General features: G+C 56.3%; 16 protein-coding genes and 3 pseudogenes. 5 read left to right on the plus strand and 14 right to left on the minus strand.

Annotation, left to right across the window (positions count from 1 at the left end; all coding sequences use genetic code 11):
• The 7 genes and pseudogenes from ABJQ89_RS12565 to ABJQ89_RS12595 all read right to left on the minus strand — a co-directional run.
• Positions 1 to 340, minus strand: a pseudogene (locus tag ABJQ89_RS12565) (phosphomannomutase); the annotation flags it as partial.
• Between the two features lie 33 nt (positions 341 to 373).
• Entirely contained in the window at positions 374 to 1240 is an 867-nt protein-coding gene (gene rfbA, locus ABJQ89_RS12570; RefSeq protein ID WP_348407042.1) for a glucose-1-phosphate thymidylyltransferase RfbA, read from the minus strand.
• Positions 1241 to 1254: 14 nt separating this feature from the next.
• Positions 1255 to 2103, minus strand: coding sequence for a dTDP-4-dehydrorhamnose reductase (rfbD, locus tag ABJQ89_RS12575; protein ID WP_348407043.1), 849 nt, complete (start codon positions 2101 to 2103; stop codon positions 1255 to 1257).
• Positions 2100 to 3140, minus strand: a complete 1041-nt coding sequence (gene rfbB, locus ABJQ89_RS12580; RefSeq protein WP_348407044.1) for a dTDP-glucose 4,6-dehydratase — start codon at positions 3138 to 3140, stop codon at positions 2100 to 2102. The genes rfbD and rfbB overlap by 4 nt, the downstream gene beginning before the upstream one ends.
• A gap of 4 nt (positions 3141 to 3144) precedes the next feature.
• Positions 3145 to 3708 carry a dTDP-4-dehydrorhamnose 3,5-epimerase gene (rfbC, locus tag ABJQ89_RS12585; protein WP_348407045.1) on the minus strand — a complete coding sequence of 188 codons (564 nt, stop codon included), beginning with the start codon at positions 3706 to 3708 and terminating at the stop codon, positions 3145 to 3147.
• Positions 3709 to 3855: 147 nt separating this feature from the next.
• The gene (gene galE / locus ABJQ89_RS12590) at positions 3856 to 4839 is read right to left on the minus strand and encodes a UDP-glucose 4-epimerase GalE (protein ID WP_348407046.1); all 984 of its coding nucleotides are present in this window, start codon (positions 4837 to 4839) and stop codon (positions 3856 to 3858) included.
• Between the two features lie 78 nt (positions 4840 to 4917).
• On the minus strand, positions 4918 to 5931 hold the full coding sequence (locus tag ABJQ89_RS12595; protein WP_348407047.1) for an NAD-dependent epimerase/dehydratase family protein: 1014 nt from the start codon (positions 5929 to 5931) through the stop codon (positions 4918 to 4920).
• Between the two features lie 320 nt (positions 5932 to 6251).
• Between ABJQ89_RS12595 and ABJQ89_RS12600 the strand changes: the two genes are divergently transcribed.
• Complete coding sequence (locus ABJQ89_RS12600; protein ID WP_348407048.1) at positions 6252 to 6902, plus strand: sulfotransferase family 2 domain-containing protein; 651 nt, start codon at positions 6252 to 6254, stop codon at positions 6900 to 6902.
• Positions 6903 to 6908: 6 nt separating this feature from the next.
• Here ABJQ89_RS12600 and ABJQ89_RS12605 read toward each other — a convergent pair whose 3' ends face one another.
• From ABJQ89_RS12605 to ABJQ89_RS12630, 6 genes are all read right to left on the minus strand, one after another.
• A complete protein-coding gene (locus tag ABJQ89_RS12605; RefSeq protein WP_348407049.1) occupies positions 6909 to 7871 on the minus strand; it encodes a glycosyltransferase family 2 protein in 963 nt (320 codons plus the stop codon).
• 10 nt (positions 7872 to 7881) lie between these two features.
• Entirely contained in the window at positions 7882 to 8742 is an 861-nt protein-coding gene (locus tag ABJQ89_RS12610) for a hypothetical protein (RefSeq protein WP_348407050.1), read from the minus strand.
• Entirely contained in the window at positions 8742 to 9956 is a 1215-nt protein-coding gene (locus ABJQ89_RS12615) for a polysaccharide pyruvyl transferase family protein (RefSeq protein ID WP_348407051.1), read from the minus strand. The genes ABJQ89_RS12610 and ABJQ89_RS12615 overlap by 1 nt, the downstream gene beginning before the upstream one ends.
• A 94-nt stretch (positions 9957 to 10050) precedes the next feature.
• Positions 10051 to 10929 (minus strand): glycosyltransferase, encoded by an 879-nt coding sequence (locus tag ABJQ89_RS12620; RefSeq protein WP_348407052.1) that lies wholly within the window; start codon positions 10927 to 10929, stop codon positions 10051 to 10053.
• On the minus strand, positions 10926 to 11873 hold the full coding sequence (locus ABJQ89_RS12625; RefSeq protein ID WP_348496576.1) for a ParB N-terminal domain-containing protein: 948 nt from the start codon (positions 11871 to 11873) through the stop codon (positions 10926 to 10928). Before ABJQ89_RS12625 ends, ABJQ89_RS12620 begins: the two co-directional genes overlap by 4 nt.
• A gap of 156 nt (positions 11874 to 12029) precedes the next feature.
• Complete coding sequence (locus tag ABJQ89_RS12630) at positions 12030 to 13406, minus strand: AAA family ATPase (protein WP_348486926.1); 1377 nt, start codon at positions 13404 to 13406, stop codon at positions 12030 to 12032.
• A gap of 386 nt (positions 13407 to 13792) precedes the next feature.
• On the opposite strand from ABJQ89_RS12630, the gene ABJQ89_RS12635 reads away from it, so the two are divergent.
• The 4 genes and pseudogenes from ABJQ89_RS12635 (at position 13793) to ABJQ89_RS12650 (ending at position 16280) form a co-directional block, all read left to right on the plus strand.
• A complete protein-coding gene (locus tag ABJQ89_RS12635; protein WP_348407008.1) occupies positions 13793 to 14830 on the plus strand; it encodes a replication initiator protein A in 1038 nt (345 codons plus the stop codon).
• Between the two features lie 67 nt (positions 14831 to 14897).
• Complete coding sequence (locus ABJQ89_RS12640) at positions 14898 to 15047, plus strand: hypothetical protein (RefSeq protein WP_348407009.1); 150 nt, start codon at positions 14898 to 14900, stop codon at positions 15045 to 15047.
• Positions 15048 to 15062: 15 nt separating this feature from the next.
• A pseudogene (locus tag ABJQ89_RS12645) lies at positions 15063 to 15242 on the plus strand (ATP-grasp domain-containing protein); the annotation flags it as partial.
• 288 nt (positions 15243 to 15530) lie between these two features.
• Positions 15531 to 16280: a hypothetical protein gene (locus ABJQ89_RS12650; RefSeq protein ID WP_348407010.1), complete on the plus strand. Its 750-nt coding sequence runs from the start codon at positions 15531 to 15533 to the stop codon at positions 16278 to 16280.
• 8 nt (positions 16281 to 16288) lie between these two features.
• Here the strand turns inward: ABJQ89_RS12650 and ABJQ89_RS12655 are convergent.
• Positions 16289 to 16511: pseudogene (locus ABJQ89_RS12655) on the minus strand (ABC transporter ATP-binding protein); the annotation flags it as partial.

Here is a 16511-nt window from a genome sequence, read left to right on the forward strand (position 1 = left end):
TGATCTCGCCAGACCGGACATAAAATTTCAACCCGTTGCGATCTGCGGGGATATGGCTGCCGGTGACCATAACCGCGCCCCCCTGCACCGCTTGGGCCGCCAGTGCCAACGCCGGGGTGGGCAAGGCCCCGCAATCAATCACCCGGCAACCAACGGCCCGGGCGGCGGCGATCACATCCCCCGCGATACGCGGCGAAGACGGCCTAAGGTCGCGCCCGACACAAAGAACCCCGCCTGTATCACACGCACGCACAAAGGCCTGTACATGATCAGAAATCAGATCTGGGGTCATACCCGTGACCAGCCCGCGCAAGCCGCTTGTGCCAAATTTGACAGACATAAGATGCAATCCGCTTTTGTTAAAACACTGGTTTTAGAGACTATCTAGATAGGTTCCATAGTCATTTTTGGCGTATTTCTTTGCCTCGCGGGCCAGATCTTCGCGGGTGATCCAACCTAACTGAAAGGCGATCTCTTCTGGGCAGCCGATTTGCTGACCTTGCCGCTGTTCGATCGTACGCACGAAATTCCCCGCATCCAACAGGCTGCCATGGGTGCCCGTGTCCAGCCAAGCATACCCCCGCCCCATGCGTTGCACCGTCAGGGATTGTTCCTCAAGGTACATCTCAAGCAGGGTGGTGATCTCGACTTCTCCGCGCGCCGAAGGTTCGACAGCGCGCGCCTTGGCCGGGGCCGCCCCATCGACGAAATACAACCCCGTAACCGCGAAATTCGACGGTGGCACAGGCGGTTTTTCGATAATGCCGCGCACCGTGCCCTTTGCATCGAAATCGACCACACCATAGCGTTCAGGATCGGCCACCTGGTAGCCAAAGACCGTGGCACCCATGGGCTGGTCATCTGCGGCGGCCATTAGATCGGGCAGCCCATGACCAAAGAAGATGTTGTCCCCCAGCACCAGCGCCGACGGCGCGCCATCCAGGAAGTCTTCGGCCAGAATAAAGGCCTGCGCCAACCCGTCGGGCGAGGGTTGTTCGATATATGTCAGGCTGATGCCCCATTGCGATCCATCCCCTAACATGCGTTGGAATTGGGCCTGATCCTGCGGCGTCGTGATCATCGCAATCTCTCGGATCCCTGCCAGCATCAGCACCGACAACGGGTAGTAGATCATCGGCTTGTCGTAGATCGGCAGCAGTTGTTTGGAGACCCCCAGCGTGATCGGATAGAGCCGCGTGCCCGACCCACCTGCGAGAATGATACCTTTGCGTTTGGTCATGGAAATCTCCTTTATTAGGCTCTGTTCAGGTCGGCCAGAACGTCGCCCAGCCCGGCGCGCCAATCGGGGCGCTTGAGGCCAAACACACGTTCAGTGGCCGTGCAATCGAGCCGGGAATTCAAGGGGCGTGTCGCCGGTGTCGGATAGGCAGAGGTCAAAATATCGGTCACCTCTACCGACAGGTCCGCCTGCGCAAAAATATCACGCGCGAAATCGGCCCAGCTGACGTCTGCTGCGCCGCTAAAATGATAGGTGCCGGCCTTGGTTGCGTCCTGCGCCAAAGCCTGCGCCATGGTCATACAAGCCGCGGCAATGGCACGCGCTGGCGTGGGCCCGCCGATTTGGTCGGCAACGATGCTCAACGCGTCCCGCTCGGCTCCGAGCCGCAGCATGGTTTTGGCAAAATTATTGCCATGGGCGGAAAACACCCAAGAGGTTCGCAGGATCGCACCGCGCCCACCTGCGCCGGTCACGCCGCGCTCGCCGCCCAGCTTGCTGGCGCCGTAAACCCCCAAAGGGCCCGTCGGGTCATCAGGGTGCCATGGGGCAGTGCCGCCGCCCTCAAAAACGTAATCCGTCGAGATGTGCACAAATGGCAGATCGCGCGCGGCCGCCGCAGCCGCCATCGCGGTGGGGGCCATCGCATTCACGATCATCGCTGTGTCGCGGTCGTCTTCGGCTTTATCGACGGCCGTGTAGGCCGCCGCGTTGATCACAGCCGCCGCGTCTGTGTTTGCGATAATCGCCTCGCAGGTGCTCGGGTCGGTCAGGTCGGCCTGATCGCGCCCCAAACACACCACATCGTCAAACCGGGCCAGTTCTGTCGCTACCTGCCCCGTTTTCCCAAAAACAAGAACCTTCACGCTTTGGCCCCAAGGCGTTGACCCACGCCGTCACGGGTTTGCAGCGCACGCCACCAGTCTTCATTGTCCAGATACCACTGCACGGTTTTTTCCAAACCTTCCTCAAGCGTCACCGATGGGCGCCAGCCCAATTCGGTGGCGATACGCGTGGGGTCAATTGCATAGCGCAGGTCATGCCCTGGACGGTCGGTCACAAAGCTGATTTGCTCTGCGTAGGGGCTGCTTTTGGGCCGTTTAGTGTCTAATATTGCGCAAATCATCCGCACAATGTCGATGTTCTTGGCCTCGTTTTCACCGCCGATGTTGTAACTGCGCCCCAAGGTGCCTTTTTGCAGCACCGTCAGCAACGCATCTGCGTGGTCTTCGACATAAAGCCAATCGCGCACGTTTTCGCCCGCCCCGTAAACAGGGATGTCCTTGCCCGCCAGCGCGTTCAGGATCACCACAGGGATCAGCTTTTCAGGGAAATGATAGGGCCCGTAGTTGTTGGAACAGTTGGTCATGACGACCGGCAAGCCATAGGTTTCGGCCCAGGCGCGCACCAGATGATCCGAGGCCGCTTTGGACGCAGAATAGGGACTACGTGGGTCATATGGCGTAGTTTCGGTGAATTGCCCGGTCTCGCCCAAGCTGCCAAACACCTCATCCGTAGAGATATGGTGGAACCGGAACTCATCTGGTTTACCCTGCGCCATCCAATAGCTGCGCGCGGCTTCCAGCATCTGGTAGGTGCCGGTGATGTTGGTCTCGATGAAATCACCGGGGCCATCAATAGACCGATCAACGTGGCTTTCTGCGGCCAGATGCATCACTGCATCGGGTTTATGGGTCGCAAAGATACGGTCCAGCGCGGCGCGGTCCCGTATGTCGGCCTGCTCAAAGACATAATCAGGGTGCTGTGCCGCGTCGGCCACGTTTTCGAGACAGGCAGCATAGGTCAGCGCATCCAGGTTGACCACCGCGTGGCCCTGCGCCACGGCTAGCCGTACAACGGCAGACCCGATGAACCCCGCCCCTCCGGTTACCAGCAGTTTCATGGGCTTATCCTTCATAGGTAAAAGGGCTGTCGAACTCAGCCAACCCCGAAGCGGCGGCGTCTTTTTCGGACAAAACAGGCTCTAACCCGTCTAAACCCCAATCAATTCCGATGTCTGGGCAATCAAAACGCACCGCTCCGTCACAGTCAGGCGCGTAGTAATCAGAACATTTGTAGATGATCTCGGTTTCGGGGGCGCGGGTGGCAAACCCATGTAGGAACCCAGCGGGTACCAACAACTGCTTGCCATTTTCAAAGCTAAGCTCGGCGCCCACCCATTGCCCGTAGGTGGGGGACCCTCGGCGGATATCCACCGCTACATCATAGAGCACACCGCGTCCGCAGCGCACCAGCTTGTCTTGGGCATGGGGCGGAGATTGGAAATGCAGGCCACGTACCGTGCCCACCTGCATTGACAGCGAATGGTTGTCTTGCACCCAATCATGATCAAGCCCGGCGTCCGCCATTTGGCGTTTGCTCCAGCTTTCGCTGAAAAACCCACGTGCATCACCAAACCGTTTGGGCGTGATAAGAAGAACGCCCGGCAATTTTGTCTGTTCAATCTGCAAACCAAAAACCTTTACACCACCACAATTGGCCCATCACCTACCAAGACCCGCGACACCTGTCATCCACAAAGGCCCGTGGCCGTTTACAAAGCCCTTCCCATCTAGGTCGGATGATGCAGGAAGCGGCACGCAGCCCCCTGCCCTCGGTTATTTATCGTAATGGCCAGACTGGTGCCAACGCCACGCATCGCCGATCATCGACGCAAGTGTCGAACGGTCTGGTTGCCAGCCCAGCTCGGCCTTGGCCCGCGAAGACCCCGAAACCAGCTTGGTGCAATCCCCCGCCCGGCGCGGACCTTCCGTTAACGGCACCGCGCGATTGGTCACGTTGTGACTGTGGTCAGCCACGTCGCGCACCGAGAACCCTGTCCCCGTACCGAGATTAAACACCCGGCTGGGCTTGTTGTCACGCAGCCAAGCCAACCCCAGCACATGCGCATCAACCAGATCGCAGACGTGCACATAATCGCGGATGCAGGTCCCATCCGGCGTGTCATAGTCTGTCCCGAAAATTGTCAGCGCCGCACGCTTGCCCGAAATTGCATCCAACATCAACGGAACCAGATGTGTCTCGGGTTGGTGGAACTCACCCACTTCTGCATCAGGGTCGGCCCCGGCCACGTTGAAATATCGAAAGATCACATGCCGCAATCCATGGGCGGCTTCAAAGTCGCGCAACATCTGTTCAATGGCCTGTTTGGATGCCCCATAGGCGTTGATCGGGCGTTGCATGCTATCTTCGTCCAGCACAACATTGTCTTGTTCGCCGTAGGTGGCACAGGTCGAAGAAAAGACCATCTGTTGGCACCCAGCCGCCACAGCCGCCTCGATCAGGTTCAACGACCCAGTGACGTTGTTGTGCCAGTACAGGCCCGGGTTCTGCATGCTTTCGCCCACTTGGCTCAGAGCTGCAAAATGCATGACCGCAATCGGGCGATATTCGGCGAACACTTCGTCTAGTCGTGCCCGGTCCAGGAGATCGCCGCGCGCAAAGGGGCCGAATTTAACCGCGTCTTCCCACCCGGTGACCAGGTTATCAAACGTCACCGGCAAATAACCCGCCGCCTTGAGCGCCTTACAAGCGTGCGAGCCGATATAACCAGCCCCACCCGTTACAAGTACCGTGTCCATATGCGCGTCCTCTCACTGGCAACCGCCAGCAGTTTTTCCTGTTTACAAAGCATCATGCAAGACACTCCAGCCGCCCCGTTAGACACCGTGATACTCGCGGAACCACGACACAAACTCGGCGATCCCATCGCGGAAATCCGTCTGTGGGGTGTACCCCGTCAGCGTTTGCAGCAAATCCGCATTGGCCCATGTGGCGGGCACGTCACCTGTTTGCATGGGCATCATGTTGCGGATGGCGGTTTGGCCCAGACACCGTTCGATTTCATCAATGAAATCCAGCAAGCGCACCTTGTCGGAGTTGCCAATATTGACCACCCGGAAGGGGGCAGCGGGGCTAAGGTTATCGCCAGCAATGGGTGGGGTGTCGGCACCGGGCAGCGCGGGCACCGCATCGATCAACAACCGAATGCCGCGCACCAGGTCCGTCACATAGGTGAAATCGCGGTACATCTCGCCGTTGTTGTAAATGTCGATGGGGCGCCCCTTGAGGATCCCGTCAGTGAATTTGAACAACGCCATATCCGGCCGGCCCCAAGGCCCATAGACGGTGAAAAACCGGAACATGGTGGTCGGCAGATCGTACAGATGCGCGTAGGAATGACCCATCGCCTCATTGGCCTTTTTGGTGGCCGCATAGATCGTCAGGGGGGTGTCGGCTTTGTCGGTTTCGGCAAAGGGCATGTCTTCGTTGGCGCCGTACACCGAAGAGGTCGAGGCCATCAGCAGGTGTTGCACTTTATGGGCGCGCGCGGCTTCCATGACATTGAAGGTGCCCACCACGTTGCTTTCGATGTAGGCGCGCGGGTTTTCGAGGCTGTAGCGCACACCTGCCTGCGCCGCCAAATGCACGATCACGTCGGGCTTGAAATCAGCCGCCGTTTTGGCAAAAAGGTCCGCGTCTTCCAGCATGCCGATGGTGGTTGTAAACCGTTCATTTTGCAGCAGCATTTGATGACGACGCTCTTTCAAGCGCACATCATAGTAATCGGTCATGCCGTCAAAGCCATGCACTCTAAAGCCTTCGTCCAGCAAAAGGCGGCTCAGATGGAACCCGATAAATCCGGCCGAACCGGTGACTAGAATATTCAACATGGCACTTTCCGTATCAGAGCAATTTTAGAATAACGAGGGCGCCGTAAATTTAATGCATATTTTTTGATGAGTCGTTGGCAAAAATACCCCAATCACATTCGCCGCAGGCTTTGGGGCGCTACCTATGTCACACCAGACCGGGCCACATAAGTGTTCTGCTGCTTATCTGGGTTTATGATGCATAAATTTAAGGCGAAATGACTGCGACCGCGCCCATCAATCACGTTTCGCGTGGCATAAAGAGGCTGGAACTCACCACATAAGAATGCGAGATGTTCTCACCTTGTGCTCAGCGTACCAGTCGAAAGGTTTCACGTTCTATGCCCGTACTACTCCGAAATGGCAAAGCGGCTTTGTTCATTCATATCCCTAAAACGGGGGGGTCGTCTCTTGAAAGAGACATGGCCGATCTGGGGTGGCGAGAGGTTTTGAGTGTGCGTGGTATCGCGGCTGATCGCTTGAGTTTCCTCAAGGCGTCTCCCCAGCATTTTCATGCGGAAATTATGGAGCATGTCCTTAATTTCAAAGCATTTTCATCCATTGTGGCGATCACACGCGACCCGTTTAATCGGCTAAAGTCTGAATATTATTGGCACTTCCGCAGATCCGACACATGGCCCGACCCTGCGACTTGGATCAAAGACATCCTCTGTCAGGCAAACGAGGACCCCAATGTGAACGACAACCACATACGCCCACAGGTCGATTTTATACCAAAAGACGTTGATGTAGATCTGTTCAAGCTCGAAGAAGACGGCGTGCGCAAGGCTAAAATTGCGATCTGTGGTGGGTTCGAAGAACCGCCGAAACCGTTCCTACACCGGCTGCGTAGCCCCAAAAAAGAGCACAAGAAGGCGTCGAAATACACACCCGAAATTGAGGCCGCTTTCGTCTCTCAACGCAGTATGATCACAGATTTTTATGCCGCGGACTATGCGCGATTTGGCTATGACCCTGCGGGGGGCAGCTAGGGCTCTTTAATACCCGACCAGCCAATCGCGGCGCGCGCGCCAAACCTCGGTTTGGGCGGTGGCCCGATCCACCCAGCGCCCGCCGCGCAGCTTGGCCAAAAGACCCAGCCCGAGTGTGCGCACCCCAACCGCGATCCACATCAACACCAACCCCAAAGGCACAAGCGCAGCAGGCCAGTGGTCGCGCACCAGCGTCGCGCGCGCCTTGGTGACCAACAAGATCTTGTCACCGCGTGTTTTACTGGCCGCCCCAACCACATGCATGATCTGCGCATCTGGGGTGATGGCCGGACGGTAGCCCTGTTTCGCGGCGCGCAAACACAGGTCTGCCTCTTCGCCATACATGAAATAGCGCAGGTCAAAGCCGTCTAGCTCATTCCAAAGCGACCGTTTGATCAGCAGAAAACACCCCACAACAATGTCCACCTCACGCACTGTGTCACGTTGCCAGCCCCCTATTGCCTCAGAATTCAACAATTCTGATTTAGGAAACAAGGTCGACAGCCCCAAGCTGCGACATAGCAGGCTCCAGGGTGTGATCCGCATCCAACACGACGCAATATTAAGCGACCCATCCGGGAACACCGTACGCCCCCCCCAAATGCCCGCCTGTGGCCGCGCCTGCGCAAAGGCCATCAGATTGTCCACCGCGCCGGGGTGACATTCGGTATCGGGGTTAAGCAGCAGCAACCATTCGGTCTCGACCTCGGACGCGACCACATTGTTGGCTTTGGCAAAGCCCAAATTATCAGGCGACGCGATGACCCGCGCCTGCGGAAAGGCCTCGGCCACGGCTTCGGCTGATCCATCGCTAGAGGCATTGTCAAAGACCACCACATTGATCGCCACGTTCTTGGTGGTTTCATAGAGCGAACGGATCGCGGTCAATGTCATGTCACGGGTATTATAGCTAATGACAATAACGGTGAGTTCTGCCTCTGTCAGAGACGGGTTTTGGCTGTCTGTCACGGGGTCTGCCTTATGTATTGTGGTCGGTCTTATTTGGCGGGGACAGCCGATGGCGCAATGCACGTAGCCCTGACAACCGGTCTAGCTTCCACCAGGCCCGCAATAGCTTACGCGTCGCCGGATGTAAAAATTCTTCCTCTGCGCGCTGGCCGCCTGCCCGCACCCGGCTGGCCCGCTGACCAATCGAATGAACAGCCACACCCGCGTCGTTCAAAACAAAATCGACAAAGGCCTCCGCATGCATCGGGCGCGGCCCCGTTTCGCAAAAATCACGCATCCGGGTGACACGGGTGCCATAGGCCTTGATCGCCTGCGCGCCCGCACAAATGGCAAAGCGGTCGTTGCGGCCGAACCACGCCTGCCACCAAGGCAACCAAACGCCGCCTTTCCCCGCCCGTGCCACACGCAAAGCTGCGCGCAAAGGTTTGGCCATACTGTCGTGATATTCCAGATCCGGGCGGGCAAAAATAACCACATCCGCCTGCCCCGCCATTTCAGTCACCTGTTTCAACGAATGCAATTGATGCACCAAATTGCGCAGCGATGTGAAATCTGTCCCCCAGAAATCGCCGAACGACTTGAGCCCCTCAAAGTCCCATTCGGCCAGGCAGGCCCCGGGGGCTTCTAATGCCACCTGATCCAACGGCAAAAGCTTGTGTTCATCCTGCTCGAGGGCGCCTGTTTCACCTGTGCGCGGGTTGTCGATCTGGGCCTGCTCGAAGAAATGCGCATATACGTGCACAGGGTGCCCCGTGGCCCGCGCCACATCCAACACGTGAGTTTCAATAGAAGGCAATGTGTGGCGCAATGATCGGGTGATCCCGAAAAAACAAACTGCAATCTGTATGGGGGTATCCGCCGCCTTGGCCATCAAACGGCACCTACGCGGGCAAGCATCGTTGCGAAACTGTTCCTATAGGTCTCTATTGTGCTGTTTGGGGTCACTTTTGGTGCTGCGACAAGCGCCTGATCTAGGCTATCGGCAATGGCCCCAACCCGCCGACCCGCAGGCATCTTGGCCGTATCCCAAGCGTCTCGGAACCCGGCAACCTTGCGCACCGAAGGCTCCAGCCCCACACGTGCACGTTTAAAGACAAAGGCCGTAATATAGCCATGCAGGCTGGTGCCAACATAGGCCTGCGACCCAGCAATCAACGCCATAATCTGATCTACGGTCAGGGTCTCAGGGGCGACCCCAAACCACGGCGTGTTGCCCAAACGGGCCTGCAACCGCAAAGAGGTGATTTGATCATCATGCGCCGAGGCACGCCCAATGGCAAAAGACAAAACCTGCAGCCCCGTCCGGCGATGGACCTCTCGCAACTGTTCGGCCACCACGTCATCGCAGTCACGCGACCAACGTTCGGCCAGTTGCACACAAAGATAGGGTGCGTCGTCCAGCCCCGCAGCCTTCAATATGGCGGCGCGTTCATGCAGGCGTGTGTCTTTGGATATCAGGTCAGACATGGTCACGGCGCTGTCTGGCACCACGTCCGGCATCGGCAATCCACGGCCCGCAACAGCCTGCGCTGTGGGCGTATCACGCACAGTTAACCAACTGGCCCGCTTTAACGCAGCCGTTTGCCAAGCAATAACCCGCGCGCCCAGACGTCCCGTACTGACGCCGCCAACCGCATTGTAAACCACCTGGGCAGGTTCCGAACCCGACGGCAAATCGCGGGGGTCCAATGTCCAGGGCTGTTGATTTTGGCACCCAAATACGCGGCGCCATATTGGCGTCCAAAACGCGTAGCGCGTCTTGTGGTGTAGCGTCATGATGTGTTTGCTAATTTTGGGCGAGACCAAATGTTCCACCATCTGCCCCCAACTGGGCGCCAAAAGCTCGCCACCGGTCAAAACCACCAAGTGGCGCGTATCGGCGCTAAGGCGTTGGCTGTAAAGTTCACTCAGCGGTTTGCAGACCACGCCACCTTCGGCGCGCAGATCTGCCCGCCGAAGGGCGTAAAAATCAATATCTGCCTTTGGCAACGCCTGTCGCAGTAAATGTTCAGAAATACGTGCAAACAGGACGTCTCCGTAATTGAAGCGATCAAATGCACCCACCAACGATACTTTCCAATTCATCTGCTTACTCCCACACACATTTACCTACTAAAAACTGTGTGGCGTAAGTTCGCTCAGATAGCAACGAAACCGGCTGCCAGCCCCTATATGGGGCTTATATCCGCCCAAAAACAGCCTGCTGGAACATCCAAGCCCCTCGCAGCCAGCGCAGTCTGAACAGCGTCACCGCTGCGCGATATTTCTCGCCCGGCATAAGAGATCCGTGGCGCAAGACCGTTGGTAAATGGGCAAAGGGGCTCGCAAACATCATCACGGCACGGCGCGCCCAGACCAAACGCCCCCTAAGTCCTGAGGCCTGCAAGCCAAAGGATTCTTCAACCAATCGCCGCCACTTGCGTTTCAATTCTGGCCAATCATTGCGTGACGGATGGCTGACCCGCAGGTCAGGAGCATAGCGCAACGCGCTGCCCGCAGCCGTTGCCCGAAGGCACCAATCAAGATCTTCGGACACCCCAACCCGAAAGACCCCGGTGCGTTCAAAGACCGCCCGTGTCGTCAGCAGATTGGCCGTGACAGAAAAGCCTTTGTTCAGCACGTAATTCTTTTGGTTGAAGGCAAACACGGCTTCAAACGCCTGTGCTCCGGTCAGCGGCGGTGCGGTTTCGTGAAAGACCGCAACATCCCCGCCAATAACAGCGTCATCCGCGACCGTTTCGCAAGCGACCGCAAACCAATCGCCGGCAGGCACGCAATCTGCATCCAGAAAAAACAGGTAAGGCGCGGTTGTGTCAGCCACGCCGCGATTGCGCGCGATGCCAGCCCCTTTTTGGGTTTCTGTGATGAACCTAACATCCGGGAATGCCTGGTGTATGGGCGCCAGATCGTCGGTTGAGCTATTATCAACAACAACAAGTTCGGCGCGCCCGTCCAGTTGATCGACAAGCGCGGATAAACACCGCTTGAGCCGGACCACATCGTTATAATGGGGGATAATAATAGCGTATTGGGGCGGGGTAGGGTGGTTGGATGTCATTTGTGTTTTGATACCAATGTTTCAATCTTGCGTATAAGTGCCGCATCAACACCCGCCCCCGTCAGCAACATATACCCTGGGCGGGCTTCAACCGTCACCGCCTTCTGGGGCGGGGTAGGCGGCACGGGTGCGCGACTGATCTGGGCGGGGCCCTGAACAGAGGCGATCAGCTGCGAGAGCGCGTCTTGTTCTTCTTCTGCGGTATTTGCCGGTGATTTTTGCAATTGTGCGGCAATTTTGGGTGCGGCATCGGTCTCTTCCGACAATCGTCGGACCAACGCCAGCCCTTGCCGTTCCGTGATGGCCGCAGGAAACCGCAGCGCATCGTCGAAAGCGGTGTACAGCACCAAGAATGAATTAATTTTCGATCGTTTCGCCCTGCTGGCCGACGCGAATAAATCGCGCACCGCATGTCGTGCCGTAGGAAAGGCTCCCTGTTCGGCGGCTTTTGCGGCAATTCGGGCCCGTTCATAATAGCTCAGGTTGGCCCGGATTTCGTTTTCCTCGACCATCGCCTTGTAGGCATCTCCTGCCGTATCAGGTTGTCGCACCAATGCCTGAACCACGGAAAACTGCGGGTCGGATGTCTCCTTTTGCAAGGCTTGCAACGCTTTCAGGCGGCGCCATCCTGAGATCAAGCCATATTTGCCGTCTCCCAAGTCCAGTACTTCAATCGGCATTTGCTGACCGCGCGCGCGCACACTATCGCGCAAGGCTATCATATCTTCGTCGTCTTCGGTCAACCGGTCACGCACAAGATGCTGCGGATCGACGCTCTCCAACGGTAACGACAAAATCATGCGCCCAGATGTTCGTGCCAAGCTCAGTTCGTGCGACACCTCATCAAAAGCAGCCTGCAGTGCGGTTTGTGCCGCCACATCCGCAATGGGGGCCCGAGGGCCACGCACATCTTGAGTTGGGCTGCCAACAGCGCCCATAGACATTGGTGAAAGGCGCTTACGTTTGGCCATAACATCTGCATCCTATGGTGAAAGATTGCGAAAACCTGTATTTATCAGAGTCTGATTTCAATATTATCAATAGCTTATCATTTAGTTGTTTCGCGTGCGAAACAATTGAAGCGATATCTGTATGCCCGATCATGGTGCCGCCTCTTCAGCACGGATTTCATCGCGCCGCCAAACGCCTAGCAGCAAGCGTTTGAAGTCTGCATAGGTCTCGTCAAATGTCGCGCGCCCACGGACATAGGTTTCGCGGTTGAAGTCTCTGTAGTCAGCCTCATAGATACCTGCGACTTGCTCTCCGGCTTGCCCGATCAGCGCAGTAAATCCTTGTCGGTTCGGGCTGAGCATAGGGCCTAGATACGCATGCATTACACCTGCCATTTCGGCTTGCTGGCTGCCATCATATCGGGTGATCACGCCGCGCACCGCATCCCAGCGAAACTTGAGCTCGGCGCGCCCCAATGCACGGGCAGCCATGTTTTCGGCCTCTTCGATTGAGGCAAAGGTGGCGTGGACCATATCGAAAAACCGCCCCGTTGAATCAAATTCCAGAAAGGACGCGCCTAAGGGAACCAATACAATATCTGCGGCGGCCAACCCATTGATGGTCAAATAACCCAGAGCAGGAGGCGTATCCAGAAACACCAGATCATACGCATCAAGCACGCCATCTGCTTGCAGGCTATCATGCAGGGCATCCCACATTTTCCATCCCCGTCCGGCCATCCGCCACACGGGAATTTGGAATTCAGACCAGTACAAATTGAGCTGCGCGGGAATGAGATCAATGTTGGGCCAATGGGTGCTTTGGATGATGTCTTGGGCGGTGATATCCAGCGCGGTTGTTAGCATCTCGTCAATGGCGTTAGGCGGGTCGCCACGGTCCATTCTGCGTTGATTGTCTTGGCGCAGGTAGCTGCCGTAATGACGGGCAAGTAAAGGGAAGATGGTCTGCCATTCGTCTTCTGCTTTTCCATTGAACACCGAGGTCATAGACCCTTGGCTGTCCAAATCGATCACCAGGACTTTGTAGCCATCAAGTGCGGCAGACATTGCAAGATGCGCGCATGTTGATGTCTTTCCGACCCCGCCTTTAAAGTTTGCCACAGCGGTGATTTTGGCAGGCTGTCCTTTAGGCCGGTAGGGGGCGTATTCTTTGGCTTTTGATCCTTCGGCACTGAAATGGGCGCGTAGTTCCAAGACCTGTTCAAGGGTAAACCATTTTGCGCCGCCTTCCGTTTCTGCGCGTCCTTGAGGTAAATCAGGGTTGGCTCTTAGCACTCGGCGAAAATATTGAGGGGCCACAGGGATTAAATATTTGGTGATTTCCCAGGTTGAAAACAGGCGTAGTTTTTTTTCGCCGCTCTCGTCTAACCCTCGTGATATCAGATCGTTTGCGCCTCTGCTGCAATCTTCTGAGATCTTAGCAAAGTGATCTGTACTGACCTCTTCAGGTAAGGTTTTTACGACATCATCTGGGTTGATATTGAGGTATGGGGGTAGGGTGCCCATGAGACTTCGTGTCCTTGATATACCGTGTTTTTCAATAAGTAACCAAAAACACGGTACCTTACAAGGTTTGCGTTTATTCTCTCTTTTTCACTGGAAAATAGGCGCTTTCTTTATGGCCAAGAGCGATTTTTCGCCAATAGTTTTGTTATATATCAGTTATTAGAGTGTTACGGACCTTTGACTTTTTATATTACCTGAATTATTTCAACGCCTTACGGGATTTTTTTTTAAACATCCGACTCTGATCCCACGATAGGGCGACTCTGATCCCACGTTAACCCGACTCTGAACCCACGATTGAGATCTCATATTGTGGTAGACAGTGTTTGCTGTGGGAAATAGCTTTGGTGTCAACGAAACAACGAAACGTTGTCAGGCTCGAGCAGATGGCCACAAGACAGTCTTTGACACCCGCGATGGGGGTCACGCCCGGGCAGGGTCACGTTGGCGATTTTTTCGTCTGCGACTTTATGGGTGCCATGCCCAAACATGATCTGGTCAGTATGGAGCATCCGATTTTTGCACTGACGACCCGCCCGGACAGGCGGATCTTATCTTATGAACATAACGCCGCAGAGATCACCATTACGCCCAGCGTAAAGGGTCGCGCCACGATCTTTGACGCGGATATTTTGATCTTTTGCATCAGCCAATTGATTGCTGCGCTGAATGCGGGGCGCGCTGTTAGTCGCAAGCTGACCTTAACTGCGCATGATTTGTTAACGGCGACAGGACGCGAGACAAGCGGTGACGGGTATCGCCGTTTGCGCGATGCGTTTGAGCGGCTGGCAGGGACCCGGATCACCACCAATATTGCCACTGATGATAAAATCACGACGAGCGGTTTTGGGTTGATCGAAACGTGGGAGATCGTGCGCAAGACCCGCAGTGGCCGGATGGTCAGTGTTGAAATTACCCTCAGCGATTGGCTTTATCGGGCGGTGCTGTCCAAAAGTGTCCTGACGCTGAACCGGGAATATTTCAATCTGCGCAAACCGCTGGAACGTCGGTTGTATGAGCTGGCGCGTAAGCATTGTGGGCGCCAACCTGAATGGCGGATCTCTTTGGCTGTTCTGGCAAAGAAGGCCGGGTCGCGCAGCCCTTTGCGGGTGTTTCGCGCCATGGTCCGCGAGATAATCTCGCGGAACCTTTTGCCAGACTATGTTCTGAGCGAAGAGCCCGGCGATATTCTATGTATCCGTCCGCGGGCTGCGGATCCTGTGATTGAAACTGGGCATGGGGCAGGGTTGCTTGATCCGGCCACGCTGGAGACAGCCCGGCAGTTGCGCCCAGGGGCGGATGTTTACGCACTGGAGGCGCAGTGGCGCCATACTTGGCAAAGCACGGGCCGGCCGCATCTGCGCAACCCTGACAAGGCGTTTTTGGGGTGGCTTCGTATCCGGGTCGATCGGGGTGAGATCTAATGCGGATCCAATAGCTTTTGACGACCAAATAACACAATCGCCGCAATGCTAAAAAGAAACCTATGGTATGCAATGGATACTGCAACAGTTTGAGGACACCGAGAAGCCAGCAGTTGTTTTGGATCGTCTTGGAATTCCCTACACGTGGCACAAAGTTGTCCTGTTTGTTGGTGAACTTGACCCAGACCCCGTGATTTACCTGTCTGAAATCGACTAAGATGCTGCAGATTTCGCAGAACAGATGGTGCGTTTGAACCCGAACTACGCGCGTGCATATGTCATGGACATCTGCCGTACGGAAACGGGCCTGAAAATGTTGGAGACCAACTGCATCAACGCTGCTGGGTTTTACGCGGCTGATCTGACCAAACTGGCTGACGCCATGCACACGATCAACGGTATCAAGCCTTAGCGCAGGATCTCAAGCGGTGCCACGGGCGCAGGATGTTCCGAAATATGACCACGTGTGTTGCTCCGGGGCAGGTGGCCCATATGGGCGTCCCGTAAGTAAACAGACAGGTGGCCGACGTCGCCGCGCCCCTTTAGTAGACACCCGCATTCCCGACTAAATGGTTAACGGAACGTAAATATCCTAGGCGTGAGGCGTTTACTTTTGTATGTTCGGGATCAGTCATCCCCTTTTTATGGCGGCCCAGGCCGCAGTTCTGATTCTCAAAACATCCTCTGCGGAGATATTTCAATGGTTACTTTATATTCTACGACGCGCCGTGCCAGATGCGCATTTTTGGCTGGCGTCACCTGCATTGTAACACCACTGCCCGCGCTTGCGAGCATCGTGCCATTTGAAGGAGAGGCAACATGGCTCTTCAACATGGAAGTGACAGAGTACTCATCTTTTGGCACTGTGCTGTCCTCTGGGCCCACACTGGGCGACACTGGCAGCAAACTGGTGCAATCAAGCTACAATGGGCACGCCGATCTGGATTTCTATGGCCCCGGGCGGCATGACTGGACGTTCAACTTTCCACAGCTGAGCTTCTCTTCGACGGGCACCCCGGCAGGCGCGCTGACCTTGACCTCGGACATGCCCCCGATCAGCTTTGATGAAACCGAACTGCCCGACAATACATGCGGATTTATCATCGACTATTGCTATGGCGCGCTGGCCGCTGGCAGCGTCTATGAGGCGGTACGCTACACGCTGAATATCAACACGCTGATCCCGGCAGATGCGTTGCAAAGCATCGAAGACCCCACATACCCGGTGTCCTTTACCTTCACGGAAAACCTCATTTTCCGCAACACAACCGACAGTGGCGATCTGCACTTCTTTACGGCGACGGGCAGTTCTTCTGCAGTGGCGGTATTGGCAGCGGCGGATGGTGCCGCGGTGAGCAGTGTGCCAGTGCCGGGTGCAGTGGTCTCGTTAGGGTCGGCGATGTTCGTATTGGCCGCTCTTGGCGGGATCGGGCGGCGCCGCCCGACCTGACGACAGGGTCAGCCAGCAGACGCCATATCGCGGAACTGGCTGTCCATTTCGATCAGCGCATCATAGGTGCCTTCTGCGGCCACCTTACCGTCTCTGAGCAGGAAAATCGTGTCGCAGTTGCGCACGGTCGACAAGCGGTGAGCGATCATAATGATGGTCTTGGAACCGCTGATATTGGTCACCGCCTCCATGACGGCGCGCTCCGTAAGATTGTCGAGCGCCGAGGTGGCT

Source organism: Planktotalea sp. (assembly GCF_039984035.1).
GTDB lineage: Bacteria > Pseudomonadota > Alphaproteobacteria > Rhodobacterales > Rhodobacteraceae > Planktotalea.